Here is a 23,964-nt window from a genome sequence, read left to right as displayed (position 1 = left end):
CCGCCTCCGGATCGGGAACCCGTCAGCGCGCTGGCTGGCGTACCGTTTCGGTCGAGGCGCGCGTGGCCTTCGATAACTGGGCGCCGGGGGCCGGCACCCGGATCGCCAGCGCCGAGAGCATGGAGACCAGCGCCGCGAACACCACGTAGGCGCACACCTGCCAGGGCTGTCCGTCGCCGCGGGCGAGCAGATAGGTGGCGATGATGGGGGTGATGCCGCTCGCGACGATGCCGGAGAACTGGTAGACGAACGAGATGCCGGTGTAGCGCACCCGGGCGTCGAACAGGTCCGAGAACAGCGCGGCTTCAGGCCCGTAGCACATGGCGTAGAGCACGCCGAACGGGAACACGATGCCGAGGGCGATCAGCGGCAGCGAGCCGGTGGAGAACAGCCAGAAGGCCGGATATGCCACCAGCGCCAGCAGCGCCGAGCCGATCGCATAGGTGCGCGGGCGTCCCCACTTGTCGGACAGCTTGCCGAACATGGGGATGGTGAACACCATCACGAACGCCGCGAGCGTCACCAGCCAGAGCGCCGTCGTGCGGGGTACCTTCACGTAGTTCGCGAGATAGACGATGGAGAACACCGCGAAGACGTTGAAGAACACGCCGTCGATATAGCGCACGCCCATGCCCAGCAACACGTTGCGCGGATACTCCCGCAGCATGGTGAGGAAGGGGATTGCCTCCGCCTTGTTGGCCGCCTTCACCTGCTCGAATTCCGGCGTCTCGTGCACCTTCAGCCGGATATACATGCCGACGATGATGAGCACGATGGAACCGATGAAGCCCACGCGCCAGCCCCAGGCCATGAACTGCTCGTCCGGCAGCATGGAGACGATGGCGGTGACGCCCGAGGCGAGGCACAGGCCGAGCGCAAGGCCGATCTGCGGGATGGAGGCGAAGAAGCCGCGCTTGTCCTCCGGCGCGTATTCATACGCCATCAGCACCGCGCCGCCCCATTCGCCGCCGATGCCGATGCCCTGGGCGATGCGCAGGAGCAGCAGCAGGATGGGCGCGGCGACGCCGATCTGCGCATAGGTGGGCAGGAGGCCGATGGCCACCGTCGCCACGCCCATGATCATCAGCGTGATGATGAGCATGCTCTTGCGGCCCAGCTTGTCGCCGAAATGGCCGAAGATGAGCCCGCCCACCGGCCGCGCCACGAAGCCCACCGCGAAGGTGGTGTAGGCGAGCAGGATGGAGACGACCGGATCGTCGCCCGGAAAGAACAGCTTGTTGAAGACGATGCCGGCGACGATGCCGTACAGGAAGAAGTCATACCACTCGATGGTCGCGCCGATGACGCTGGCGCCGACCACGCGCCTCAGCTCGCGACTTGAAGCTCCTGCTTGCCCAGCCATTGTTGTGTCCTCCCGTCATTGATTTGATTTGGGGCGTTGTCTCGCCCATTCCTGTTGTTCATCACGTCCTCGCGGATCATGTCGGCGGCTTTTTCTCCGATCATGATCGCGGGAATATTGGTGTTGCCGGACACGAGGCTCGGCATCACGGAGCAATCCACCACCCACAGGCCATCGACGCCACGGACCCGTAGGCGCGGGTCCACCACCGCATCGCGGTCGGTGTCGGGGCCCATCCGGCAGGTGCCGGCGGGGTGGAAGATGGTGGCGCCATATTCGCGGGCGAAGGCGAGCAGGCCCTCGTCGTCGGTGACGCCCGGGCCGGGCATCTTCTCTTCCGCCACATAGCTCTTCAGCGGCTCGGTGGCGGCGAGCTTGCGGGCGAATTTCATGGCGGCGACGGCGCAGCGCCGGTCGGTGTCGGTGGCCAGATAATTGGCGGTGATTTTCGGCGGCTGGAGCGGATCGCCCGAGCCGAGCCGCACCCAGCCCGTGCTCTCCGGCCTGAGCTGGCACACCGAGAGGGTGAAGCCGGAATAGTCATGCACCTTGCCGCCGGCCATGTCCGCCGAGAGGGTGCCGATGTGGAACTGGATGTCGGGGGTCTTCGATTCCGGCAGCACGCGGGTGAACAGGCCACCCTGGTTGATGCCGATGGCCAGCGGGCCGCCCCGGAACAGGAGATATTCCAGCCCCATCCTGAGACGGCCGAACAGGGAGTTCAGCGCATCGTTGGTGGTGATGGGCTTGGTGCAGCGATAGAGCAGGCGCAGCTGGAGGTGATCCTGCAGGTTGCCGCCCACGCCGGGGCTGTCCACATGGACGCCGATGCCGTTGGCCTTGAGGTGCTCCGCCGGCCCGATGCCCGAGAGCATGAGCAGGTGCGGCGATTGCACCGCGCCCGCCGACAGCACCACCCCCCGCCGCGCCCGGATGACCTTCACCCGCCCGGCGACGCTCACTTCCACGCCCACGGCGCGGCCGTTCTCGAACAGCACCCGGCGGGCCTGCGTCTCGGTGAGGATGGAGAGATTGGCGCGGCCCTTGGCAGGGGCAAGATAGGCCTTTGCCGCGCTCATGCGGAAGCCGCTGCGGGTGGTCAGCTGGTAATAGCCGACGCCTTCCTGCCGGGCGCCGTTGAAATCCGCCGTCTCCGGCACGCCCAGCTTGCGGCCGGTCTCCTTGATGACCTCGATCAGCTCGTGCTTTCGCGGGATGGAGCTGATGCGCACAGGGCCATCGGTGCCGTGGAGCGGATCACCGGCGAAGGCAGGGTTGTCCTCCAGCTTGCGGAAATAGGGCAGCACGTCGTCGAAGCCCCAGCCGGTGGCGCCGCGCGCCGCCCAGCCGTCGTAATCCTCCTGCTGGCCGCGGATGACGATGAGGCCGTTGATGGAGGAGCAGCCACCCAGCACGCGGCCGCGCGGCCAGTAGATGCGCCGGTCGCCCATGGTGGGTTCCGGCTCGGTGTGGAAGCGCCAGTTGAGGCGATCATTCCACATGGTCTTCCCATAGCCGATGGGCACGTGAATCCAGGGGTTCGTGTCCTTCGGTCCGGCTTCCAGCAGGGCGACGCGGCTCTTGCCGTCTTCGCTCAGCCGATTGGCCAGAACACACCCCGACGACCCGGCGCCGATGACGACGAAGTCGAAGTTTTCCTCGCCTTGCATTGGCAGTTTCCTCTCTGCGAAACGGACGATGCGACGAAGGGATGAGATGAGTCAATGCATTTTTTGAACTGAAACGTCTCATTTAATGAGATTTATGTTGTGCAGTGCGAGGGGCGCTGTGTGCACCTGCGTTCCGTTTGACACCCCGCCGCCAGCCGCTAAGGCTGCACGCAGCGAGAGGCTGGCGATTCAGATGGCCAAGGCAGCGAAGCAGCAGCTGGAGAGCGTGGAGAAGCCGGAGAAGCCCGAGGAGCGGGACAACGCCTCGGCCATGCTCCGCGCGCTCGATCTTCTGGGCGAGATCGCCCGCTCCGAAACGCCCCTCGGCGTGCCCGAGCTGTGCGTGCGGCTCTCGCTGCCCAAACCCACCGTCCATCGCCTGTGCCAGAAGCTGGAGGCGGAATCCTATCTGCTGCGCGAGCCGGACGGCCGGCGCTTTGCGGTGGGTCCGCGTTTCCTGCGCATGGGCTTCGACATGCTGCGCAATTCGGTGAGCACCGAGCGGCGCGGCATCCTTGAAGCGCTGGTGGACGTGGCGGGCGAGACCTGCAATTTCGTCACCCGCGTGGGCTCGGAAGCGATCTATCTCGACCGCGTGGAGGCGGCCTGGCCCCTGCGCCTGCATCTGGAGGTGGGCTCGCGCGTGCCCATGCATTGCACCGCCTCCGGCAAGCTGTTCCTTTCCGCCATGCGCCCCGTCCAGCGCCGGCGCATTCTGGAAACGCTGCACCTGAAGGCGCAGACGCCGAACACCATCACCACCGTCGAGGCGCTCGACGCCGAGCTGGAGCGCATCGCGAAGAATGGCTACAGCACGGACGATCAGGAGTTTCTGGAGGGCCTCGTCGCCATTGCCGTCCCGGTGAAGGACCGGCGCGGCACGGTGGTGGCAGCGGTGGCCTGCCACGGCCCGTTGCCGCGCTTCTCGCTGGAGAAGGCGCGGGCGCTGGTGCCCAACCTCAAGGAAGCGGCGGAACGGCTGCAAGCCACCCTTCCCGATTCCGGCGACGGCGCGGACGACTGACGCACGGCTTGCCTGCGGGATTGCCCGAACCGAACGATGGGAAACGAACCCGCGACATACAGTCAGGGAGTTCGGTGCAAGCCGTTGAATTGAAACATGCAGTCAATGGCTGAGATCAAGGCCGCCAGGTCGAGTGTCCGCTATCGGCAGATCCGCCTTGCCCCTCAACTTGAGACACGAGCCTTCTCGTCGCGCGGCGGCACGGGGTCGTCTGCTGGCCGGTAGCGAGGGGACGGAGGTTTGGCCTATATAAGGCCGCTCGCAAAACGCGATCCTCAACCGAAGAGTGACCCGTGATCCCCTGGTCGCAGCTCGACACCGCGGACGTGCCCGATGGCGGCGGCCGCCTCCGCCTGATGCAGCGCGGCGCGGAATTCTCGATCATGGCCGGGTCCATCGAGCTGATGAACAGCCGCCTCAGCGGGTCGGAAGAGGCGCTCGCCACGATGGTCTGCGCCAGACTTCGGGACCGCCCCAGGCCGCATGTGCTGATCGGTGGGCTGGGAATGGGTTTCACCCTTCGCGCGGCGCTCGCCGAACTCGGGCCCGATGCCCGTGTCACCGTGGCGGAACTGGTGCCGGCGGTGGTCGCGTGGGCGCGGGGCCCCATGGCGGGGATCTTCGCGGGTTGCCTGACCGATCCGCGCGTCAGCATCCGCGAAGAGGACGTGGTCGGCCTGATCCGTGCCGGCCGGGCGGCTTTCGACGCGATCCTGCTTGATGTCGACAACGGACCCGAGGGGCTGACACGCGCGGCCAACGACCAGCTTTACGATAGTGCCGGCCTCAACACGGCCAGGGCCGCGCTGCGGCCTGGCGGCGTGCTGGCCGTCTGGTCGTCGAGGCCGGACCGGAATTTCACCCAGCGGGTTCGCAAGGCCGGGTTCGGCGTCGAAGAGGCGCGCGTGCGGGCCAATGGCGGGCGCGGAGGGGCGCGCCACATCATCTGGATCGCCACCAATCCGGAGGTCCGCCCTCCCGGCCCCGCCCGGCACAGGCCGGCCTGACGGAGGCGGATCCTGGAGACATCCCTTTATCTGCCCGTGAAGGCGTTTCTGGAAGGCCTCGGCTTTGCCGTCAAAGGCGAGGTCGGCGGCTGCGACCTGGTTGCGCTCGCGGGAGACGGAATCCCGATCGTGGTCATTGGGGAATTGAAGCTCAGCTTCAATCTGGAGCTCGTCCTTCAGGCCGTGGACCGTGCCTCCGCCTGTGACGAGGTCTGGCTCGCAGCGCGCACATCGGTGCGCGGAAACGGACGGGAAAGCGACGCGCGCTTCCGCAACCTGTGTCGGCGCCTCGGCTTCGGCATGCTCGGCGTCTCGTCTGGGGGCGAGGTGACGGTCCTCGTCAGCCCCACGTCTCCCATGCCGCGCAAGGATCCGCGCCGCAGGTCGCGGCTCGTGGAGGAGCACCGGCGCCGGCTGGGCGATCCGGCGGTGGGGGGCGGCTCTCGTACACCCATCATGACCGCCTATCGGCAGCAGGCGCTCGCCTGTGCCCTGGCCATGGCGGAGGCCCCCAAACGCCCGCGCGATCTGCGTGCGTTCGCGCCCAACGCCGGAAAAATCCTTCTGGACAATGTCTATGGCTGGTTTGCCCGCGTGGATCGCGGCATCTACGGCCTCACGCCGGCGGGGCGCGAGGCGCTGATCCGCTGGCAGGCGGCTCCCGGTTCCGCGACTGCGGCCGGCGCCGTGGTGCCGATGGGCTCCAGCACAGCCGGCGATGCCTGAACCAGCCGACGCCGGTGAGCGTCGCGAACGCGATGGTCTCGAAAGATCACCATGGACTGCGCAGAAGCTCGGGGCGATGTCGGGGACGTTCCCTCCGTCTTTACACGCCATTGACCGGCCGGTCGCCCGATGACCCGAAAAGGTGTGACCCAGTCGATCGGATCGAAGAGCATGAGGGAGGAGCGATCGGCCGCACCGTGGACAGAGACCTCCACTGCGATAGAACAGCGTTGATGACATGACTGCGGAAGATGCGCCCGTGGCAGAATCAGCGTCCAACCTGACAGCGCCGAAGCGTCCGCAAGGCGCGACGGCGAACCGCGCCCTCGCGAGAGTGGCCGGCGCGGTCGTCCTTCTGTTCGCCCACGCCATAACCGCCGTTCGCGCCAAATGGGAAGGCGTGGCGCCCATCGACGAACAGCGGATCTATTTCGCCAACCACGCCAGTCATGGAGACTTCGTGCTCATCTGGGCGGTTCTGCCGACCCGGATGCGGGCGCGGACGCGACCGGTCGCGGGTGCCGACTACTGGCTCAAATCCGCCATCCGGCGTTTCATCGGCTGCGACGTGTTCAATGCCGTTCTCATTGCCCGCGACCGGCTCACGCAATCGGAAAATCCCATCACGCAGATGGTGCAGGCCCTCGACGACGGCAGTTCGCTCATTCTTTTCCCGGAAGGCACACGCAATCTGAGTGACGCGCCTCTTTTGCCGTTCAAGAGCGGGCTCTATCATCTCGCCCGAGCGCGCCCCGACGTCAGCCTCGTTCCCACCTGGATCGACAACCTCAACCGTGTTCTGCCGAAAGGCGAGGTCATTCCCATCCCACTCATCTGCACCGTCACGTTCGGGCCTCCGCTGCGAATTGGCGACGGCGAGACCAAGACGGCCTTCCTCGCCCGGGCCGAAGCCGCCCTGTTGGCCCTGTCCGCGAAAGCACCCCTGACGTGACAATGCCTCCCTCAGAACTCGTGACGGTCCTTGCCGGGCTCCTCGGTTTTCTCGGCGTCGCGTCAATCATCGGCTATGCGCTGAAACGGCGTTTTTCCGCCGACGGGTCCAACAGTGTCATTGAAAACCTGAATGACCGCGTCCGGTCCTGGTGGATGATGGTCATCCTGATGGGGATCGCTCTGGCCACGGGAAGAGCCGGCGTAATCGTGTTCTTCGCCCTCTGCTCCTTCGCGGCGTTGCGTGAATTCATCACGCTGACCGACACCCGCCGGGCCGATCACTGGGCTCTTGCGATCGCCTTCTTCATCGTCCTGCCGGTTCAATACTATCTGATCTGGATCGACTGGTACGGCCTCTACGCCATTTTCATTCCGGTCTATGCCTTCCTGTTGATGCCCATCGTTGCCGCATGGCGTGGCGACACAGACCATTTTCTCGCGCGCATCGCGGAGACCCAGTGGGCACTGATGATCTGCGTCTTCTGCACCTCCCACGTGCCGGCCCTGCTCAGCCTCGACATTGCCGGCTTCGGCGGACGCAATGTGATGCTCATCGCCTTCCTGGTTATCGTCGTCCAGTCGAGCGACGTGCTGCAATATGTCTGGGGCAAGCTGATCGGCCGCAGGAAGATCGCTCCGAAGCTCTCACCATCAAAGACGCTGGAGGGGTTCCTTGGGGGCGCGCTGAGCGCAACCGCGGTCGGTGCAGCCCTCTTCTGGATAACGCCGTTCTCCCCGATCGAAGCCGCGGGAATCTCGTTCGTGATTGTCGTCATGGGCTTCTTCGGCGGCCTCGTCATGTCGGCGATCAAGCGCGACCGCGGCGTCAAGGATTGGGGTCACCTCATCGCGGGTCAAGGCGGCTTCCTCGACCGGCTTGATTCCGTGCTTTTCTCCGCTCCGATCTTCTTTCACATCACGCGCTTCTGGTGGTCGGTTTCATAAATCTGCACGCGGTACTCTCTGCGTGGGGCGGCCCCGACACCTGAGCGCCGGAAACGCGAGCCATGACGACTGGAAGCGATCGCCGTCCCCTTGCAAGCCGCAACACGGGCTGGGCACGTGCCGCCGCACGCCGGCTGACCTCCGCCGGCATCACCCCGAACCAGATCTCCATCGCGAGCATCGCGATGGGTGTGCTTGCCGGAGCGTCGTTCTGGGGGGCGGGCCTCGCGGATGGTTGGCTGCGCATTCCCCTGTTAATTGCAGCGGCGCTCTTTTGCCAATTGCGGCTGCTCTGCAATCTTTTCGACGGGATGGTGGCGATCGAGGGAGGCAAGCAATCGCGCGATGGCGCCTTCTGGAATGAGTTTCCCGATCGCATTGCGGATCTCGCGATCTTCGTGGGTGCGGGATACGGCATTGGCATGCCCGGGCTCGGCTGGGCAGCGGCAGCTCTTGCCATTCTGACCGCCTATACGCGGGAACTTGGTCGTGCTTGCGGCGCGGCCGCCGACTTTTCCGGACCATTGGCCAAGCAGCATCGCATGGCGACAATCACGGCGGCGGGCCTCCTCAGTCTGTTGGAGCCCCTCTGGAAAGGCCGAGATGACGTGCTGACAGCGGCGCTCTGGATCATTGCGATCGGTTCGGCCATCACGGTATTCCGACGCGCCATGCGCCTGGTTGAGGCGCTTCGATCACCGCCGGGGCTGCCTCCGCAATGAACACGGGGGAGCATCTCGTGCTCCTGTCGGCTCTATCCAGGTGAATGTCCGCCCTTGGCAGCATTTCTACGCCTGGTTCTGGTGTGCGTTGGGCGCCATGTTGATGCCATGTCAGGCCATGTGGACCTTCTCCGGCCTTCTGCCTTTCAAATGCCCTAGGGCTCCTCGTCGAAGGCATCGTGGGCTGCCTCGATCGCGGCCATGCGGCGCCGGCCTTCACGGCCGCTTAGTTCCAGGACGCGGGTGGCCAGAAAATGCGAAAGCCCGATCACCGCCACATGGTTGTCCAGCGGGCCGGCCGCCCGCGCCTGGCAGGTGATGAGCCATGTGGCCGGGCCCGGGTTCTCCGTGGCCGAGTCCACCACGCACAGGACCTGCGCGCCGGCCTCGACTGCCCGCGTGATCAGGTGGGAGGAGGCGGGCGTCGAACGTCGCAGGGCGAAGACGATGAGGACGTCGCCCTTGTTCAGGGTTACCGCATATTCGGCGATGGTCTCCCCCGCAACCGGCAGCAGGATGCTGGTCTCGATGACGCGGAAGACCTGCCAGCGCAGATAGGCCGCGAAGGACTGGTTGTTGCGGAAGCCCACGAACCAGACCCGCTTTGCCGCGAGCATGGCCCGCGCGATCCGGTCGATCATCTCTTCGGACAATCCGCCGTAGGTCTCGGACAGGTTCTGGACACTGAGTTCGAGGTGGGCGCGCAGCGTGTCGCTGGCATGGCTCTCGCCGCTCAGCAGCATCAGCGGCGAGCCGGCCTTCTGCTCCAGCCGCACCTGCCGCCGCGCGTCGTTATAGCTTTCATACCCGAGCCGGTGAAAAAAACGGGTCACCGCCGCATTGGAGACCCGTGCGGCAGTGGCAAGCTCGGTTGCTGTATAAGCAGGCAGATTGCCCGGGAAATCGATCAAGAATTCGGCGAGCCGCCTCTCGGTGGGAGACAGATCATCCCTGTGGCGGGTGATGCGCGCCACCAGCGAGTCCTTGGCCGAAATCGTCGTGCTCACCGCGCCTCACCTGTTCCTATCATCTTGTGCCGTCAGCCGAACCGCGGTTCGGCCCGCCTGCCGCGGGCATGCGATCCACCTCCTGTATGACCCAAAGCGCCGCGCGGCACCATGCGGATCGTTGCGCTGGCATGGAAGTTGCTGAAAAAAATTTTGCAGAACGGGTATATTGAAAATTCAATCGCAGCCGTCCTGCGGGTTTGGGGACCAACGAAGGGACTGACCATGGCTGGGGAAAACGTGCAGCTTTCCGCCCCCGCGTCCGAGGCGGCGGTGCAGGTCGAGACGGCGCTCGACAAGATCGGCGTGACCACCGCGCACAAGCTCATCGTGCTGCTGGTGCTGTTCGGGGTGATGTTCGACGTCTTCGAGCAGAATACCGTGGGGCTGATCGCCCCGTTCCTGCGAGAACAGTGGCATCTCTCCGCGGCCGATATCGGGTTTCTCAACACGATGACCTTCGTCGCGGCCGCCATGGGGCGGCTCGGCTCCGGCGTCCTGGCCGACAGGGTGGGCCGCCGTTTCATGCTGAACGTCAACCTGCTGTTGTTCACGGTCGGCGCCGCGATCTGCGCGCTCGCGCCGGGCTATACCACGATGGCCATCGGCCGTTTCATCGTCGGCCTCGGGCTCGGCGGCGAGATCGTGACGGCAGTCACCCTGCTCGCCGAGTTCTGCTCCTCCAAGTTCCGCGGCACGGCGGTCGGGCTCATCAATGTGGGAGGCGGCGGCCTCGGCAACATGCTGGCCCCGGCCTTCGCCCTCCTGATCTTCACCCTGTTCCCGGGCGGGGACGGCTGGAGGTGGCTGTTCGGCGCGCTCGTGCTGCCGGCGGTCCTCGTCGTGTTCTATCGGCGCTTCGTGCCGGAGACGCCACGCTTCCTGGTCACACGAGGCCGGGTGGCAGAAGCCAATCGCGTGTTGTCGCAGCTTGCGACCGGGTCCTTCTCGACCAAGAACGTCAGGGTGACCGATCACGTCACCTCGCAGCCGGTGATCGAGACACCCAGGCTCGGCGCGATCGTGGCCGATATCTTCCGCCGCGGCCTTCTTCGCCGCACCCTTGCCGTGGGGATCGCGTCCTGGATGACGTTCGGCGCGCAGCTCACCGTGCTGACCCTTATGCCGACGATCCTCGTCTCGCAGGGCCATACGATCACGCGGAGCTTCCTGTACACGATCATCCTGCAGAGCGGCAGCCTGTTCGGCGCGCTCACGGCGGCGGTGCTGGCAGCGCGCGTCCCGCGCAAGATCGTGCTGACGACGGGTGCTCTGTGCGCCGTGGCGGCGGGGCTGGGCTTCGGCTTCCTGGCCACCACCGACGCGCTGATCCTCGCGTTCGGCGCCGCATTTCAGTTTTTCGTGCTGCTCCTGAACACGACCATCTGGATTTTCGCGCCGGAAAACTACCCCACCCGGGTTCGCGGCTTCGGCACGGCGTTCATCCTCGCGCTCGGGACCATGGCGGGCGCGTGGATGCCACTGCTTGCCGGCCGGGTGTTCGACATGGCCGGTGTCGCCGGCATGTTCACCATGATGGCGGGCATGTACGCGATCTTCGCCATCGCCGTGCAGTTCGCACCGGAGACCTTCGGAAAGTCCATGGAAGCCGTGCCGGAGACGGCGCCGGCCGAACGTCCGCTTCAGACCGCCTGACGCCTCTCCCCTGGGCCGAAGTCCGGCCCGGGTATCAGGAACTTGCCGTGACAACGATCCTCCTCATCAATCCCAATACCTCGACCCGCTCGACCGAGATGATGCTCTCGGTCGCGGGGCCCCTCCTGCCCGATGCCGTCACCCTGCGAGGGGTGACGGCCAAGAGCGGGGCCGCCATGATCGTGGACGAGGCCGCCCTTGCCGAGGCTGCCGATGAGGTCGTCCGCATCGGGCTCGCGGAGGCATCGCGCGTAGATGCCATCATCGTATCGGCCTTCGGCAATCCGGGAGTGGGGGCACTGCGTGCGCTCCTGCGGGTTCCCGTGGTTGGTATCGGTGAAGCGGCCATCCTCAAGGCCGCGGCGAAAGGATACCGCTTCGGGATCGCCACAACGACGCCGGATCTCGTGCGCTCCATCGAGGCCGGCGTCCGCGACCTTGGCCTTCATGGCCAGTTTACGGGGGTTCGCGTGCCGGATGGTGATCCCCTCTCGCTCGCGGCGGATCCTCCCGCGCAGGACCAGGCCCTGGCCGCGGCGGCGACCGCCTGCATCGAGCAGGACGGCGCGGACACCGTGGTGATCGGAGGTGGCCCGCTCAGCGCCGCCGCCGCAAGACTGCGCCTGCGTTTTCCCGACCGGATCGTCGAGCCCGTCCCGGCCGCGATCCAGAAAATCCTGGGGTCGATGTTCATGGCCAGTCGCTGACGGTCGAAGCGGTGCAGACGGCCGCGAGAAAGCTGAAGGCGGGAGCGTATCGTGTGGTGACGCGTCGGACGTCCTTGAGGCGCCCGGCGAATACCAGATGTTGCCGCTGTCACACGCGACCAGCATCTCGCATGGCCTCACGGGTGGCCGCGAATTCGCCGAGTTCCACGCTTTCTCGGAGCGCGCGCATCATGTCGGGCGTCGCCAAACTCGCGCGCTGCAGCAAAAAGCCCCGGCGTTGAGGCCGGGGCTTGGCAGTGCTGGATTTTATTGTTGCAGCTCGATTTCTCCGGGACGCCATGTTTTGTCGAACCATGGCTCCAACGGTCCATAGAGGCGAAGGATCATAAACCAGCCTTTGCCAGGAAGCGTCTGCACCCAGTTTTGTTCAAAGCCAGCGGGAGCTTGTGGCCCAAAATAGACATCCACGGAGCCATCATCATTGACCTTGACGCCTTTGTTCTGACTGCTCACGCTGGGGAATTGCTGGTCGCTCTGCACCATGGAGCGCGTCTGATTGTCGTAAACGATGACCGACCAGAAATCCTTGACCGGAATGTTTGGAGGCAGGTGCAGTTTGTAGGTTTTGGCACCGTCGAACGGGTTGCCTTTCGAGTCCTGGGCTGCCCACGGGTACTGAGACCCCTGGCCGACCATCTTCAATGCCATCGCCGGTGTCACGCCTGTGGCGATATAGTAGAAGAAGGCGGCCCCATCCAGGTTGGCAACCCCCGGTGCGACTTCGAATTTGTAGCCACCGAAGAAGGGCAGTCGCCAGGAACTGTTCGGATAGAAGTAGGCGTCTTCGCTGCGAATCTTAAAGGCGATCGTGCGCGCGGTCACGGCGCCGATATTCGCAGCGTCCTCCAGAATCCTCTTCATCCGCGCATCGGGATCAAACGGCTTTCCCTTAACGATCCCGATGGAAGCAAAAAGGCCCAGCGTGGTTGGATCACTTCCTTCGCTCGGTTCTTCCTGGATCGCTTGGTTCAGCAGACTCCAGAAAGAATAGTCACCAGGGGCAACAAAATTGGACGGAACGCCCGATACATTGACAAAATTCATTGCGGGCGGATTGGCGGCGTCTGCGAGCTGATAAATCTTCAGATGTTTCTTCACGGATTCGACCCCGGGCTGGGGTGAGCCGTCGACAAGGAACGATCGGAACGGCATCCAGTTGCCGTATGTGCTGGGCCGTACGACAAAATAGCCGGGTGGAATTTCGCCCTGATATCCCGGCGGCAATACAAGGTACTTGCCACCCTTGCCTTTGTCGTCACCGGTGATGCCGACGTCGGCAACCCAGCGATACCAAAAGTCATCGATAGCCCCCAAGACCTTGGGTGGAATTTCGACGACTAACGGGCCCTTGTGTGTGTCAAGCCAAATGAAACTGTAGACGGTGTTGTCGTTTGCGGTCAGTTCCACGGTCCGAGAGTCGACCAAATTCTCCCAGATGACGTTCGTCTGGTTGACCGGCCCAAATCCGCGCAGCGCATCTCTCATTCCGACTTGATTTACTATGGGTAGGCCAAGCAGATAGGCTTGCAGGGCGCGCGAGCGGTCCAAATTGTCGTAGATCGTCTGAATGGTTGGCGCATCGGGGTAGCCATGCGACAAGTTGAGTTCGCCGATTGATGTGTCGACCTTATCGGGTACGGAAACGCCGGGCGCAATCGGGGTTTCATATTTGTACTGCTGGGCGGCGCCGGGCATCGCCGAAAGCGCAATCAACGTCAGCGAAGACAGGACTAGCTTCAGTTTTTGTCTCATGGTTACGATCTCATCGATTCAGTAACGGTCAAACTTCGTGAAGTTCGGCAAGTATTCGGGCTGATTTGGTCCAAGGTCTGCACCAAACTCCGAGAATCGATGATTCTTGAAATCACCTCGTGCCGCCCGAGGCGGCGCGCCCAATCGCAGCGAATTTTTATTTAAGTTGATACAACGGAACCCAAATCAACAGGCTTGATTCACGTCAACTTGCGCTAAACATCCGAGATGGAGCCAGCGCTTTGCCGTTCAGGTCTCTGAGTTGCCCCGAGTTTCCAGACGCCTTCAGCTTTGGCATTGTACTGCCGTTCGAACTCGATTGGCGACAGCATATGCCGCGTGTGTGCTTCCGGGGGGTACGATAAGGCGAATAGACCGAAGAAGGCCGGGGGCACGAAAAGAGTCCGAAAGGCGCAGGGCATCGTCTCGATGATGCGCCGGCTACCGGGATATGGCGTCATGGCCGAGCCCCCAGAGTGCGGACGGCTGGCCCGCATCCTCGATGAGATCCGATTCAAGCGACCTGGTCGGCGCAGGTCGAAGCTGGAGCTGCACCCTGCGGCCGATGCTGGACCGGGGGCCTCACGTGGTCGCACATCCCGGGCGACCTTCTTATGGTGAAGGAGACCGCCAGGACGGGCGCCGATCCAAATGCGGTCAGCTCACCGGAACAAGCGGTAGACCTCCACGGGGAGCGCCGAGTTCAACGGTATGCCGACAAGCTCTTGTCACAGCTCGCGAAACTGGAGCGGGCGATGGGAATCGAACCCACGACATACAGCTTGGGAAGCTGTCGTTCTACCACTGAACTACGCCCGCGCAGGCGCCGACCATAATCGGATGCGGGGTTGCCCATCAAGGGCGTTTCGCGAAATACCCACTGCGTTGCCGTCGCCCGGCGGGGCTCCTATGGTCGGAGGGATTTCAACGATTGCCCGGCGCCCCGCCCATGACGTCCCCTTCTTCCGCCCATTCCCCGGTTCATCCGGCCTCCCACGGCCATCCCCCGTTCAAGGCGCACTTCCAGACCTTCGACGATCTCGCTGACGGCGCCGAGGGGCCGGCGCGGCTGGCGGCGCTTCGGGCGGAACTCGCCCGCCTCGGCTTCGACGGCTATGTGATCCCGCGCGCGGATGCGCACCAGAACGAATATGTGCCGGCCTGCGAGGAGCGGCTGGCCTACCTTACCGGCTTCACCGGCTCGGCCGGCACCTGCGTGGTGCTGCCGACGGAGGCGGCGTTGTTCGTGGACGGGCGCTACACCCTCCAGGCCCCGGCGCAGGTGGACGAGGCGGCCTTCACCGTGGTGCCCCTGTCGCAGACGCGGCCGGACAAGTGGATCGAGGACCATCTGCCCCGTGGCGCCCGGCTCGGCTTCGATCCGTGGCGCACCACCATCGATGGTCGCGAGCGGCTGGTGAAGGCGGTGGCGGCAGCGGGCGGCATCCTTGCGCCGCTGGATGCCGATCCGTTCGATCCCATCTGGCCCGATCGGCCCGCACCGCCCCGTGAACCCGTGCGCCTGCTCGACCTCTCCGTCGCCGGCGAGGACACCGCCACCAAGCTCCGGCGGGTGCAGGAGAAGCTCGCCGAGGAGAAGCTCGACGGCGTGCTCGTCTCCGATCCGCACGGGGCGGCGTGGCTGTTCAACATGCGCGGCGGGGACGTGGCGCACACGCCGCTGCCGCTCGCCTGGTGCATCATCCCGCGCGAGGGATTGCCCGACCTTTTCCTTGAGGCGCTGAAGCTCTCCCACGAGGTGCGCGCCGCCCTCGCGGGGCATGCCCGTCTGCACGGCGTGGGCGACCTCGACCGCGTGCTCGCCGCCTTCGCCAAAGGCGAGGGCAAGGGCGACGGGAAGGGCCGGCGCATCCGCGTCGATCAGGCCACCGCGCCTGTGCGGCTCGCCACGCTCATCGAGACGGCAGGCGGCATCGCCGACAAGGGCGCCGACCCCATCTCCCTCATCAAGGCCTCGAAGAACCCGGCCGAGATCGCGGGGATGCGCGCGGCCCATGTGCGCGACGGCGCGGCGCTGGTGCGCTTCCTCGCCTGGTTCGACCGGGAGGCGCCGACCGGCAAGCTCACCGAGATCGACGCGGTGGAGGCGCTGGAGACGTTCCGGCGCGCCACCGGCTGCCTTACCGACATCTCCTTCCCGACCATTGCGGGCGCAGGGGAGAACGGCGCCATCGTGCATTATCGGGTCACCCGCAAGACCAACCGGGCGATCCATCCGGGCGAGCTGTTCCTCCTCGATTCCGGCGCGCAATATCCTGACGGCACCACGGACATCACCCGCACCCTCGCCGTCGGCACGCCGACGGAAGACATGTGCCGCCACTACACGCTGGTGCTGAAGGGCCATCTGGCCCTCACCCGCGCGGTATTTCCCAAGGGGATCACGGGGGCCCAGCTCGATCCGCTGGCGCGGCAGTTCCTGTGGGAGAACGGGCTCGATTTCGATCACGGCACCGGCCACGGTGTTGGCGCGGGGCTTTCCGTGCACGAGGGGCCGGCACGCATCTCCCAGCTCGGCCACTTGTCGCTGGCCGCGGGGATGATCCTCTCCAACGAACCGGGCTTCTACCGCACCGGCGCCTACGGCATCCGCATCGAGAACCTGATCCTGGTGGAGGACCGCCCGGTGGAGGCCGGCGAGCGGCCGTGCTTCGGCTTCTCGACCCTCACGCTGGTCCCCTACGACCGGCGGCTGATCGATCTTCGTCTCCTCACCGGTGCCGAGCGGGCGCAGGTGGATGCCTATCACGCCGAAGTCCGCGCGACCCTCGCGCCGCTGGTGGACGAAGGCAGCGTCGACTGGCTCGCCGGAGCCACGGCGCCGCTCTAGAGCACGCGCCCATCAGATTGCATCGCAATCTGATGGGGTCACGCGTTCTTCTAAGAGTGAGAGGGGGATTTACCGCGCGGATTGATTCAATCCGCTCGGATCGCGCTCTACAAGTTGGCCGGACCGCCCCCAGAGCTTCGGTCGTTCCTCCACAAGCCAAGGAACTGCAAGGCCTCGTGGGCGTTACCAGATGCGCGAGGCGGAGCGTGGCTCCGCCCGACAGACTGGGAGGCCGCTGATGTCCACGATCCTCATCATCATTCTCGTGCTGCTGCTCATCGGCGCGCTGCCGAGGTGGGGCTACAGCTCCGGGTGGGGGTATGGGCCCGGCGGCATCGTGGGTGTGCTGCTGATCATCGTGATCGTGCTGGCACTCACGGGACGGCTCTAGCGGCCTCGCGGCTGGCGCCGGCTGGCGCCGGCTGGCTGGGCCGGTCGGTGCCGGCCGCGTAAGGCGCGCGCAAATCTCCACGTCCAGTCGCTTCCATATCGAGACCGCGAACGTGCGGCCCGCGAGCTTGACGCCCCTGCTTCGCGGCCCGCACGGCCTGGCCGTCGGCCGCACCCCGCTGCGGACCGGCGGCCAGGGTGTGTGCGTTGCCCGTCGGCGTCCGCCGCTCACCAGGGGGCGGCGGACGCGCGCGGCGTTCTTCAGGCGGTCTTTTCGATCACCCGTCCGAGCTTCTCCACCAGCTCGCCCACCTGATCCTTCGAGATGATGAGGGGCGGGGTGATGACGAGCGTGTCGCCGGCGATACGCATCATGAAGCCTTCCTCGTGGAAGGCCTTCTCCAGCGCCTCGTATCCGCGCAGGCCGGGCGAGCCGGCGCGCGGGGCGAGGTCCACCGCACCGGTGATGCCCACGGTGCGGATGTCGAGCACGCCGGGCTTGTCCTTCAGCGACATGACCGCATCGGCGAAGAAGGGCTCCAGCGCCAAGGCGTGCGTGAAGGTGTTCTCCTTCGCGTAGAGGTCGAGCGTCGCGAGGCCGGCGGCGCAGGCCAGCGGATGCGCCGAGTAGGTGTAGCCGTGGAACAGCTCCACCATGTGCTCCGGCCCCTTCATGAACGCATCGTGGATGGGCTTGCGGGCGATGACGCCGCCCATGGGCACGGCGCCGGCCGTGATGCCCTTGGCGAAGCAGATCATGTCCGGGATGACGCCGTAGCGCTCGGCGGCGAAGGCATAGCCGAGGCGGCCGTAGCCGGTGATGACCTCGTCGAAGATCAGCAGGATGCCGTACTTGTCGCAGATCTCGCGCAGGCGCTTGAGATAGCCCTTCGGCGGCGGCAGCACGCCGGTGGAGCCGCCCATGGGCTCGACGATGACGGCAGCGATGGTGGAGGCGTCATGCAGGCCGACAATGCGCTCCAGCTCGTCGGCGAAATGCGCGCCATATTCCGGCTCGCCCTTGGAGAAAGCCTGGTTCTCCCGGTCGTAGGTGGTGCGCAGGTGGTCGACGCCGGCCAGCATGGTGCCGAAGGTGCGACGGTTCGCCACCATGCCGCCCACGGAAATGCCGCCGAAGCCGACGCCGTGATAGCCGCGTTCGCGGCCGATGAGGCGGGTGCGGGTGCCCTGGCCGATGGTCTGCTGGTAGGCGAGGGCGATCTTCAGCGCCGTGTCCACAGCCTCGGAGCCCGAGTTGCAGAAGAACACATGGTCGAGGTCGCCGGGCGCGAGGTCGGCGATCTTGGTGGCGAGGCGGAACGCACTCGGGTGGCCGTACTGGAAGGTCGGGCCGAAATCCATCTCGGCGGCGCCATCGCGGATGGCCTCGACGATGGGCTCGCGGTTGTGGCCGGGGTTGACGCACCACAGGCCGGCGCAGCCGTCGAGGATGGGGCGGCCCTCCGGCGTGTAATAGTGCATGTCCTTGGCGCGGGACACGAGCCGCGGTCGCTTCTTGAACGACCGGTTGGAGGTAAACGGCATCCAGAAGGCTTCGAGGTCGTTCGGAACACTGTCCGCGCGCACGCCGTCCGTCACCAGATCGTCCAGAGCCATGATGGTTCCTCTCCCGCGCGCCTTGTCTTTGGCGCCGATTTGCAACGCGCCAGCGCGCACAGTGCGGGTCGCGCGCCGCCGGCACATGCCGGCCGGCGGCCTCGGGTGCGGTCGCGTCGCGGCAAGGCTAGCAGCCCGCATTGCCGGTGGGAACCGTCGCGGGAAGCTTGCCGCAGGGAGCGGGCTCACCTTGATCCCGCCCTCTTGCTTGTGCATGGGTTCTGATCGACAAAGGTCGTGACCGTAGGTTAGGACGGTATCGTGGTAAGCAGCGCTGCAGACGCAGGCGAAGAGAGCGCGGTGGAAGCCGGCGTGGAAGGTGTGGCCGAGACGGTCGATGCCTCTGCTAGCGTGCGCGCCGCTCTCGATCGCGTGCTTGCCTCGGCCGATTTCGCCTCCTCGCCCCGCCTCGCCGCCTTTCTGCGGTTCGTTGTCGAATCGACGCTGGACGGGCGCGCGGACGCGCTGAAGGGCTACACCATTGCGGTCGAGGCCCTGGGCCGCCCGCCATCGTTCGATCCCCAGTCCGATCCCATCGTCCGGGTGGAGGCGACCCGGCTTCGGCGCGCGCTTGATCGGTATTACGCGACCGTCGGCGCCGATGATCCCGTCATCATCGATGTTCCGAAGGGCGGCTATGTGCCTCAGTTCCGCGCCCGTGGGCCGGACGATGCGGCGCTGGCCGATCCCGACACATCCGCCGTGCCGCCGGGATCGACCGAGGTCCCCGCCGAGATCACCCGCCCCCGCCGGCTGCTGCCGGCCCTGGCGGCAGGGCTCGCGGTGGTGGTGACGGCCGGCCTAGGCTTCGCCCTGTGGGACGCCGACATCAAGGCGCCGCGCGATGCGGCAACCGCCGCCGCGACAGCGGACCGCATCCGGCTTCCGCTGGTCGAGGTCCGCACCTTCGAGGCGTCCGGCGACGGTGCGCCGCCGATGACCGAGCTGCGCGCCATCGAGGAGCGGATGCGCGACGCCTTCGCCCGCTTCGATTTCACCCAGGTGCGCGCCGCCGGCGCCGATATCCATGAGAGTGCTGTCGCCGAAGCGTGCGCGGCCAAGGTGCCGCGCTCGGTCTTCTCCCTCGCCGGCCTCGCCGAAGGCCGGCCGGATGGCACCTTCTCCCTCGCCGTTCGCCTCACCGACCGCTGCGACGGCTCCATCGTCTGGTCCACCATGATGGACGGCCTGTCCGGCGCCGGAAAGCTCGCGGAGAGCGAGCAGCGGGTGATCCATGACGTGGCCGTCGCGGTGATGGAAGGCTATGGCGTGGTGCAGGTCCGCGCACGGGCGCAGGCCCTCGCCCGTGCTCCGGCCTCCGGCTACGGCTGCGTCGCCGCCGCGGCCGCCCAGCGACGCAGCGACAGCCAGGAGACGCGGCCGGAAATGAAGGCCGAGACCCGGCAGGAGACGCGCGGCATCAATGTGGACGAGTGCCTCGCCGAACTCACCCGCCGCGACCCCGCCTTCGCTCTCGGCCACGCGGTGCGCGCCGAGACCCAGCTCCAGCGCACGCTGCATGACGACACGCCGGCCCCGTCCGAGGCCGAACTCGAGGTGATGCTGGACGAGGCCGAGCGCGCCGTGGAACTGGCCCCCGCCAGCGCCTATGCCGCCCGCGCGCTCGCTTTGGTGCAGCTTTTCGCCGGGGAGCCGGACGAGGCGGTAACCACCGCGGAGCGCGCCTTGCGCCTCAATCCGCTCGATTTCGACGTGGCGGCCACGGTGGGCGTGGTGTTCATCGGCGCCGGGCGGATCGCGGAGGGCGAGGCCCTGCTCGCCAACGCCCGCCGCGAGGGGGCGGTGGCGACCCCGTTCCGGGATTCCTATCTGGCGCTCGCCGCCTTCCTGCGCGGCGACCTGATCGCGGCGCAGGCCATGCTGCCCCAGCTGACGTTGCATCCGACGGTGGAAAACCGCATCGCGCTCGCCCTCAGCCTTCACGCCCTCGGGCGCCACAGCGAGGAGCGGGAGGTGGTCAACCTCATGGTTCATCAGGCCTCCGACGGAGCCGATGGCGTGCGCCGGCTGGTGACGCGCCTGCTGCCGTCCAAGGATCACGCCTCGCGTGCACTCGCGGCGCTGGAAAGCGCGGGCCTCTCCGCCGATGCTGGTGCGGGCAAACCGCCGCGGGGCTGACCGGCGAGCCTGCCTGATCGGGTGGGCGGAAGTGACACCGTGAGAATGGGTTGTGCGGGCGGCAAGGCTTCCTTTACGCTGCCGGGCGTCTACTTCCAGGGATGTTCTTTTCCCGCGATCCGCAGTCCATGTCCCAGTTTTCCATCGCCCGGCGTACCGGCGGGCCGGCCCGCCTTCTGATCTGCGATCCTGACCCGACCGCACGTGCGGCCGTGCGTGCGGCGCTTGCCCGACGTGATTCCCTCGATCTGATCGAGGCGACCGACATCGCCTCGGCGCTGACCCTGCTGCCCCGCTGCACCTCCGTCCTCCTCGGGACGGAGGATCCGGAAGATGTGGTGCGGCGGGTGCGCGCCAGCGGATATGCCGGCACGCTCGTGGTGGCGCTGAGCGAAAGTTCGGTGACAGACGCTGTCGCCGCCATGCGGGCGGGGGCCGACGACGTGGTGCAGAAGCCGCTCGTGATTGAGGAGGTGATGGACCGCCTGCTCGCCGCGACACCGGCGCGCCGCCCCGAGCGCCGCCGCCGGGCGGCCCGTCCCCTGCCGCGCGGGGGCGATTTCTGCGGTCTCTCCGGGCGTTCGCCGGCCATGCAGGCGGTCTACGCCCAGATCGAGCGCCTTGCCGCCTCGCGCGCGGCGGTGTTCGTGACCGGCGAGAGCGGAACCGGCAAGGATCTGGTGGCGGCGGCGGTCCATGCCGCGTCCTCGCGGCGCGATGCGCCGTTCGTCGCTCTCAACTGCGCCGTCATTCCCCCCGAACTGATGGAAATCGCCCTGTTCGGCCGCGAGGACGCCGGCGCCATGGACCGCGCCCAGAGCGGCACGCTCCACCTGGACGAGATCACCCAGATGGACCCGGCCTGTCAGGCCCGGCTGATGCACTTCGTCGAGACCGGCCGGTTCAGCCCCGTGGGCGAGGTGGCGGAGCGGGAGGCCGACGTGCGCCTCGTCTGCGCCACCAGCCGCGATCCGCTGGAGGAGGTGCGCGCCGGCCGCCTGCGGGAAGATCTCTATTACCGGCTGGCGGTGCTGCCGCTGGCGCTGCCCCCGCTCAGGGCGCGCGGCGACGACGTGCTGCTTCTGGCCGAGACGTTCCTGGCCCGCTTCGCCGGAGAGGAGGGCCGGCCCATGCCGCGCTTCACGCCCGAGGTGGTGGAGGCGCTGCGTGCCCGCCGTTTCCCCGGCAATGTGCGCGAATTGCAGAACCTGATGCGTCAGGTGGTGATCCTGAGCGAAGGCGGCACCATTCCGCCCGGGTTCCTCGCCGAGCCTGCCGCGCCCGAGGCAGACACCCCCGGCCGGAGCCCCGAGGTGTTCATCCAGGGCTGGTCCGATAGCCTTGCGTGGCACGGCCGGGTGGAGCCGCTGGCGGTGATCGAGCGGCGCGCCATCGAGGCCGCCATCGCCGCCTTCGACGGCAACATCTCCCTTGCCGCCGCCGCTCTCGACCTCAGTCCCTCGACCCTCTACCGCAAGAAACTGGCCTGGGGCGAGCGCACCCGCCTGTCGTGAGCCGCCTTTAGAGGATGAAGCGGCTGAGATCGGCGTTCTTCGCGAGGTCGGCGACGCGCGAGCGCACATACTCCGCATCCACCACCACCGTCTCGCCGGAGCGGTCGGGCGCGGAGAAGGAGAGGTCGTCGAGCACGCGCTCGATCACCGTCTGCAGGCGACGGGCGCCGATGTTCTCCACATTGGAATTCACCTCCACCGCGGCATCGGCGATGGCCTCCACCGCGTCCGCCGTGACGTCGAGCGTGACCCCTTCCGTCCCCATGAGCGCCACCGACTGCTTGACGAGGCTTGCCTCGGTCTCGGTGAGGATGCGCACGAAATCCGCGCGGGTCAGTGCCTCCAGCTCCACGCGGATGGGCAGGCGGCCCTGAAGCTCCGGCAGCAGGTCGGACGGCTTGGAGACGTGGAAGGCGCCGGAGGCGATGAACAGGATGTGGTCGGTCTTCACCGACCCGTGCTTGGTGGAGACCGTGGTGCCCTCGATGAGCGGCAGCAGGTCGCGCTGCACGCCCTCGCGGGAGACGTCAGCCCCGGACCGGCCCTCGCGCCCGGCGATCTTGTCGATCTCGTCGAGGAAGACGATGCCGTTGTTCTCCACCGCGTGGATGGCTTCCTGCGTGATGGCGTCCTGGTCGAGCAGCTTGTCCGCCTCCTCGGTGAGGAGAAGGGGGTGAGCCTCCTTCACCGTGACGCGGCGCGGCTTGGCGCGGCCGCCGAAGGCCTTGCCCAGCATGTCGCCCAGCGAGATGGCGCCCATCTGCGCACCGGGCATGCCGGGAATCTCGAACATGGGCATGCCCTGCGCGCCCTGCTGTACCTCGATCTCGACTTCCTTGTCGTCCAGCTCGCCGGCACGGAGCTTCTTGCGGAAGGCGTCGCGGGTCGCCTGCGAGGCGGTGGCGCCGACGAGGGCGTCCAGCACGCGGTTCTCGGCATTGAGGTGGGCTTTCGCCTGCACGTCCTTGCGCTTGGCCTCACGGGTCAGGCCGATGCCGACCTCCACGAGATCGCGCACGATCTGCTCCACGTCGCGGCCGACATAGCCGACCTCGGTGAACTTGGTGGCCTCCACCTTCAGGAAGGGCGCACCGGCAAGGCGGGCGAGGCGGCGGGAGATCTCGGTCTTGCCGACGCCGGTGGGGCCGATCATCAGGATGTTCTTGGGCAGAACCTCCTCGCGCAGCTTCTCGTCCAGCTGCTGCCGGCGCCAGCGGTTGCGCAGGGCGATGGCCACCGCGCGCTTGGCCTTGGCCTGGCCGACGATGTGGCGGTCCAGCTCGGAAACGATCTCGCGGGGGGAAAAGTCGCTCATGGAATCAGCAGTCCTTATCGCGGGGGCCGGGGGCGCTCAGGACCCGATGGTTTCCACGACGATGTTCCGGTTGGTGTAGACACAGATGTCCGCCGCGATCTCCAGCGAGCGGCGCACGATCGCTTCCGGGTCTTCCTCGCGGTCGAGGAGGGCGCGGGCGGCGGCGAGGGCATACATGCCCCCCGAACCGATGCCGGCCACGCCCGCATCCGGCTCCAGCACGTCGCCCGTGCCGGTGAGGACGAGGGACACCGAGGCGTCGGCCACGATCATCATGGCCTCCAGCCGGCGCAGGTAGCGGTCGGTCCGCCAGTCCTTGGCGAGTTCCACGGCGGCGCGCTGCAGCTGGCCGGGATACTGCTCCAGCTTCGCTTCCAGCCGCTCGAATAGCGTGAAGGCGTCGGCTGTGGCGCCGGCGAAGCCGCCGATCACGTCACCCCGGCCCAGCCGGCGCACCTTGCGCGCATTGGCCTTGAGGACGGTCTGGCCGAGCGTGACCTGCCCGTCGCCGGCGATGGCGACGCGGTTGCCCTTGCGGACGGTGACGATGGTGGTGCCGTAAATGGTATCAGGGGAATGCATGA

19 protein-coding genes and 1 tRNA gene are annotated in these 23,964 nt (G+C 66.6%); 12 read left to right on the top strand and 8 right to left on the bottom strand.

The features are described 5' to 3' along the window. Positions 1-22 precede the first annotated feature (22 nt). Complete coding sequence (locus tag V5F74_RS06700) at positions 23-1,363, bottom strand: MFS transporter (RefSeq protein WP_394006941.1); 1,341 nt, start codon at positions 1,361-1,363, stop codon at positions 23-25. Beyond that, positions 1,327-3,033 (bottom strand): GMC family oxidoreductase, encoded by a 1,707-nt coding sequence (locus V5F74_RS06695; protein WP_394006939.1) that lies wholly within the window; start codon positions 3,031-3,033, stop codon positions 1,327-1,329. The genes V5F74_RS06700 and V5F74_RS06695 overlap by 37 nt, the downstream gene beginning before the upstream one ends. 193 nt (positions 3,034-3,226) lie before the next feature. On the opposite strand from V5F74_RS06695, the gene V5F74_RS06690 reads away from it, so the two are divergent. The 6 genes from V5F74_RS06690 (at position 3,227) to V5F74_RS06665 (ending at position 8,411) form a co-directional block, all read left to right on the top strand. Continuing rightward, entirely contained in the window at positions 3,227-4,057 is an 831-nt protein-coding gene (locus V5F74_RS06690; protein WP_250168367.1) for an IclR family transcriptional regulator, read from the top strand. Between the two features lie 293 nt (positions 4,058-4,350). Beyond that, positions 4,351-5,064 (top strand): spermidine synthase, encoded by a 714-nt coding sequence (locus V5F74_RS06685; protein WP_394006937.1) that lies wholly within the window; start codon positions 4,351-4,353, stop codon positions 5,062-5,064. A gap of 12 nt (positions 5,065-5,076) precedes the next feature. Then, complete coding sequence (locus tag V5F74_RS06680; protein ID WP_394007482.1) at positions 5,077-5,790, top strand: DUF2161 domain-containing phosphodiesterase; 714 nt, start codon at positions 5,077-5,079, stop codon at positions 5,788-5,790. A 238-nt stretch (positions 5,791-6,028) separates the two neighbouring features. After that, on the top strand, positions 6,029-6,742 hold the full coding sequence (locus tag V5F74_RS06675) for a lysophospholipid acyltransferase family protein (RefSeq protein ID WP_394006935.1): 714 nt from the start codon (positions 6,029-6,031) through the stop codon (positions 6,740-6,742). A gap of 2 nt (positions 6,743-6,744) precedes the next feature. After that, entirely contained in the window at positions 6,745-7,689 is a 945-nt protein-coding gene (locus V5F74_RS06670; protein ID WP_394006933.1) for a phosphatidate cytidylyltransferase, read from the top strand. A 62-nt stretch (positions 7,690-7,751) separates the two neighbouring features. After that, a complete protein-coding gene (locus tag V5F74_RS06665) occupies positions 7,752-8,411 on the top strand; it encodes a CDP-alcohol phosphatidyltransferase family protein (RefSeq protein WP_029555369.1) in 660 nt (219 codons plus the stop codon). Between the two features lie 155 nt (positions 8,412-8,566). On the opposite strand, the gene V5F74_RS06660 is transcribed toward V5F74_RS06665, so the two are convergent. After that, positions 8,567-9,418: a MurR/RpiR family transcriptional regulator gene (locus V5F74_RS06660; protein ID WP_394006931.1), complete on the bottom strand. Its 852-nt coding sequence runs from the start codon at positions 9,416-9,418 to the stop codon at positions 8,567-8,569. 111 nt (positions 9,419-9,529) lie between these two features. Here V5F74_RS06660 and V5F74_RS06655 point away from each other — a divergent pair, with 111 nt between their 5' ends. Continuing rightward, entirely contained in the window at positions 9,530-11,074 is a 1,545-nt protein-coding gene (locus tag V5F74_RS06655) for an MFS transporter (protein ID WP_394006929.1), read from the top strand. Positions 11,075-11,121: 47 nt separating this feature from the next. Further along, on the top strand, positions 11,122-11,781 hold the full coding sequence (locus V5F74_RS06650; protein WP_394006927.1) for an aspartate/glutamate racemase family protein: 660 nt from the start codon (positions 11,122-11,124) through the stop codon (positions 11,779-11,781). Between the two features lie 267 nt (positions 11,782-12,048). On the opposite strand, the gene V5F74_RS06645 is transcribed toward V5F74_RS06650, so the two are convergent. Both V5F74_RS06645 and V5F74_RS06640 read right to left on the bottom strand, forming a co-directional pair. Beyond that, positions 12,049-13,554 (bottom strand): DUF1254 domain-containing protein, encoded by a 1,506-nt coding sequence (locus tag V5F74_RS06645; protein ID WP_449361625.1) that lies wholly within the window; start codon positions 13,552-13,554, stop codon positions 12,049-12,051. Positions 13,555-14,298: 744 nt separating this feature from the next. Continuing rightward, positions 14,299-14,373: transfer RNA gene (locus V5F74_RS06640), tRNA-Gly, on the bottom strand. A gap of 130 nt (positions 14,374-14,503) precedes the next feature. On the opposite strand from V5F74_RS06640, the gene V5F74_RS06635 reads away from it, so the two are divergent. Next, complete coding sequence (locus V5F74_RS06635; RefSeq protein ID WP_394006925.1) at positions 14,504-16,405, top strand: aminopeptidase P family protein; 1,902 nt, start codon at positions 14,504-14,506, stop codon at positions 16,403-16,405. 235 nt (positions 16,406-16,640) lie between these two features. Further along, the gene (locus V5F74_RS06630; RefSeq protein ID WP_197023048.1) at positions 16,641-16,796 is read left to right on the top strand and encodes a DUF3309 family protein; all 156 of its coding nucleotides are present in this window, start codon (positions 16,641-16,643) and stop codon (positions 16,794-16,796) included. A gap of 260 nt (positions 16,797-17,056) precedes the next feature. Here V5F74_RS06630 and V5F74_RS06625 read toward each other — a convergent pair whose 3' ends face one another. Then, complete coding sequence (locus V5F74_RS06625; protein WP_394006923.1) at positions 17,057-18,412, bottom strand: aspartate aminotransferase family protein; 1,356 nt, start codon at positions 18,410-18,412, stop codon at positions 17,057-17,059. A 261-nt stretch (positions 18,413-18,673) separates the two neighbouring features. Here V5F74_RS06625 and V5F74_RS06620 point away from each other — a divergent pair, with 261 nt between their 5' ends. Both V5F74_RS06620 and V5F74_RS06615 read left to right on the top strand, forming a co-directional pair. Continuing rightward, a complete protein-coding gene (locus V5F74_RS06620; RefSeq protein WP_156026232.1) occupies positions 18,674-20,551 on the top strand; it encodes a hypothetical protein in 1,878 nt (625 codons plus the stop codon). A 128-nt stretch (positions 20,552-20,679) separates the two neighbouring features. Beyond that, on the top strand, positions 20,680-22,065 hold the full coding sequence (locus V5F74_RS06615) for a sigma-54-dependent transcriptional regulator (RefSeq protein ID WP_394006921.1): 1,386 nt from the start codon (positions 20,680-20,682) through the stop codon (positions 22,063-22,065). Positions 22,066-22,072: 7 nt separating this feature from the next. On the opposite strand, the gene hslU is transcribed toward V5F74_RS06615, so the two are convergent. Together hslU and hslV are read right to left on the bottom strand one after the other, a co-directional pair. After that, positions 22,073-23,380 carry an ATP-dependent protease ATPase subunit HslU gene (gene hslU / locus V5F74_RS06610; RefSeq protein ID WP_029555361.1) on the bottom strand — a complete coding sequence of 436 codons (1,308 nt, stop codon included), beginning with the start codon at positions 23,378-23,380 and terminating at the stop codon, positions 22,073-22,075. Between the two features lie 36 nt (positions 23,381-23,416). Beyond that, positions 23,417-23,962 (bottom strand): ATP-dependent protease subunit HslV, encoded by a 546-nt coding sequence (gene hslV, locus V5F74_RS06605; RefSeq protein WP_024280452.1) that lies wholly within the window; start codon positions 23,960-23,962, stop codon positions 23,417-23,419. Positions 23,963-23,964 lie beyond the last annotated feature (2 nt).

This window comes from Xanthobacter aminoxidans (genome assembly GCF_043193615.1).
Taxonomy (GTDB): Bacteria; Pseudomonadota; Alphaproteobacteria; order Rhizobiales; family Xanthobacteraceae; genus Xanthobacter; species Xanthobacter aminoxidans.
The sequence above is the reverse complement of the archived record's forward strand: the minus strand, read 5'-3'. Positions and strand labels throughout refer to the sequence as shown.

What these genes read in the sequence shown, in the direction of transcription:
- V5F74_RS06700 (WP_394006941.1), bottom strand. Translation starts at nt 1,363, where the DNA reads ATGGCTGGGCAAGCAGGAGCTTCAAGTCGCGAGCTGAGGCGCGTGGTC.
- V5F74_RS06695 (WP_394006939.1), bottom strand. Translation starts at nt 3,033, where the DNA reads ATGCAAGGCGAGGAAAACTTCGACTTCGTCGTCATCGGCGCCGGGTCG.
- V5F74_RS06690 (WP_250168367.1), top strand. Translation starts at nt 3,227, where the DNA reads ATGGCCAAGGCAGCGAAGCAGCAGCTGGAGAGCGTGGAGAAGCCGGAG.
- V5F74_RS06675 (WP_394006935.1), top strand. Translation starts at nt 6,029, where the DNA reads ATGACTGCGGAAGATGCGCCCGTGGCAGAATCAGCGTCCAACCTGACA.
- V5F74_RS06670 (WP_394006933.1), top strand. Translation starts at nt 6,745, where the DNA reads ATGCCTCCCTCAGAACTCGTGACGGTCCTTGCCGGGCTCCTCGGTTTT.
- V5F74_RS06665 (WP_029555369.1), top strand. Translation starts at nt 7,752, where the DNA reads ATGACGACTGGAAGCGATCGCCGTCCCCTTGCAAGCCGCAACACGGGC.
- V5F74_RS06655 (WP_394006929.1), top strand. Translation starts at nt 9,530, where the DNA reads ATGCGGATCGTTGCGCTGGCATGGAAGTTGCTGAAAAAAATTTTGCAG.
- V5F74_RS06645 (WP_449361625.1), bottom strand. Translation starts at nt 13,554, where the DNA reads ATGAGACAAAAACTGAAGCTAGTCCTGTCTTCGCTGACGTTGATTGCG.
- V5F74_RS06635 (WP_394006925.1), top strand. Translation starts at nt 14,504, where the DNA reads ATGACGTCCCCTTCTTCCGCCCATTCCCCGGTTCATCCGGCCTCCCAC.
- V5F74_RS06625 (WP_394006923.1), bottom strand. Translation starts at nt 18,412, where the DNA reads ATGGCTCTGGACGATCTGGTGACGGACGGCGTGCGCGCGGACAGTGTT.
- V5F74_RS06615 (WP_394006921.1), top strand. Translation starts at nt 20,680, where the DNA reads ATGTCCCAGTTTTCCATCGCCCGGCGTACCGGCGGGCCGGCCCGCCTT.
- hslU (WP_029555361.1), bottom strand. Translation starts at nt 23,380, where the DNA reads ATGAGCGACTTTTCCCCCCGCGAGATCGTTTCCGAGCTGGACCGCCAC.
- hslV (WP_024280452.1), bottom strand. Translation starts at nt 23,962, where the DNA reads ATGCATTCCCCTGATACCATTTACGGCACCACCATCGTCACCGTCCGC.